Origin of the sequence: Geobacillus sp. WSUCF-018B, assembly GCF_002809985.1 — a bacterium.
GTDB classification, from domain to species: Bacteria; Bacillota; Bacilli; order Bacillales; family Anoxybacillaceae; genus Geobacillus; species Geobacillus thermophilus.
The window spans coordinates 1-1973 of the sequence record NZ_PIJF01000121.1 but is presented as its reverse complement, the minus strand read 5'-3'; the positions used below and the strand labels follow the sequence as shown (position 1 = coordinate 1973).

The window sequence follows — 1973 nt, the reverse complement described above, 5'->3', positions numbered from 1 at the left end:
AGTTCTTTCCGCTACCTAGGGCATTTTCTATGACCGAAATGCCCTATTTGTGCTGGGCTTTTTTATACACTAGCACTGGGGTGAATAGTTACTTTTATACTTTAGTGCCTACCTTTTTTAATATTCTACTTTTATTTTTCCAAATTAAGTTTTTGGTGGTTAGAGAGAGAAAAACAACTATCTACAAAATCTTGTTTGTTACGCTTGTCATTAATACTATATTGTTTTTATATTATGCTATTTATCAATTTTTTGGATAAATCCAAAAACGATAAACTTTTGACAATACCTTACGGTGAAGAGGGTGGCTTATCATTGAAACGGATCCTCCGTTATGTTTTGTTGTGTACAATGCTAGCTGGCTGCGATCATCAGGAGATGAATTTACAGGCTCATCATTTGGATGCAAAAAGACAAGGTTTTGATCAAGAAGAGATAGAAAATCTCATTAGAGAGCCGGAAAACGCCAATAAAGTCAACCGACAGCTCAAAAACAAGGAGGCTGCGGCTTTCTTTCGGCTGGGGATGACGAAAGAAGAGATTCGTCACTTGGATCGGGAGGAGATGGATTTTTTTCGCGCGAGAAGTGCGGCGAATCAATGGCATGAGCTCGATGAACAAACGGTGAAGGAGATTTTCAAGAAACAGGCGGATCATCCAATGATCCGATGCCATATCGAGAAACAGAAATTATGCACCGCGTCCACGATTTACACCGATCAAAAAAAGAACATCATGGAATTGACCATATCCGTTTCCTTGTTAAGTCGAGAAGAGCATCGATATGCCGTCGTCTTGTCGTATGAATGGCTTATCGATCCGAAAGAAAAGGAGACGGATTTTTACGGGATTTTGACGACTGAAAATGCGGTTGTCGATTATCATCAGCTTTATAGCTCCTACAAGACGTATCGGGATGCGTCTCACGTCAGCATACAACATAGTAGAAAACCTTACCAATCTTCTGTTGTAGGGTATATGATCAAAAATTCTCTGCACAAGGAAAACAACCGCCACTTTGGATATGTGTATTCTGAAATTGTCCCTTCGGATCACGCGCAAACGTATATGGATGTTGAGGGATTTTATGTTCATGATAATCGGACATGGAGAGAAAAGGATTTGTTTTCTTTCCAAGATGTTTATAACTGGAATGAAAAGGCTGACGCGGTGATGTTCAAGTCTCCGGTGATCCGAATCTCCATCCGGCCGTGATGAAGCGGGATGGAATGTTTTGTTTCGAGGGAGCGCTCTTTTTTGGGCGCTCCCCTGTCATTGATCTCACATGCCAGGCGGATCTGTTCAGCCGCGCCCGGTCTTCCTGTTTAGCGCTGCACTTTTTCAAGCGCCAATTTGATGCCGAACCCGATCATCACCGCGCCCGTGATGCCTTCGATCCATTTCTTCGTTTTCGGCCGCTTCATGAAGTCGCTGATATAATGGATGAAGGAAATGTAAAACAAAAACCATATCGCGGTCATCGCCGTATAAGCCGCCCCCATTAGGAGAAACGGAGCGAAGGAGTGCGCGCCGGGCGCCACGAACTGCGGCAAAAACGTTAAGAAAAAAGCCGCCACTTTCGGATTTAAGAAATCGGTCAGAAACCCTTGCTTGAAGCAGGCGGTATGTTCTCCTCCTCTGATGTCCGTTTCCACACAGGAGGCTTCGCCTTTTTTCATGACTCCATATAATGCCTTAACGCCTAAATACGTTAAGTACACAGCACCCACATACTTCAGGATCGAAAACAGCAAGGCCGATTGCATAATGACGGCGGAAAGCCCGAGCGACGCCGCGGCGGTGTGGAGAAACAAGGCGCAGCAAACCCCTATATATAGATGCAATTTGAAGATTTACCATTTGCAGCTTTTATTGACTGTCAGGCGACCGAACAACGCCGCTTCACAGACCCATATATGGGTCTGTGAAGCAGGTGGTTGTTCGGTCTTCCGTCACGCCTTGGCGTGACGGGG

The 1973-nt window shown here is 44.7% G+C and carries 2 protein-coding genes; one reads left to right on the top strand and one right to left on the bottom strand.

What is annotated here, in order from left to right; genetic code table 11:
- Window positions 1-315: 315 nt before the first annotated feature.
- Window positions 316-1215: a hypothetical protein gene (locus tag CV944_RS16855; protein ID WP_233205322.1), complete on the top strand. Its 900-nt coding sequence runs from the start codon at window positions 316-318 to the stop codon at window positions 1213-1215.
- Window positions 1216-1325: 110 nt separating this feature from the next.
- On the opposite strand, the gene CV944_RS16850 is transcribed toward CV944_RS16855, so the two are convergent.
- The gene (locus CV944_RS16850) at window positions 1326-1853 is read right to left on the bottom strand and encodes a LysE family translocator (protein WP_100664565.1); all 528 of its coding nucleotides are present in this window, start codon (window positions 1851-1853) and stop codon (window positions 1326-1328) included.
- Window positions 1854-1973 lie beyond the last annotated feature (120 nt).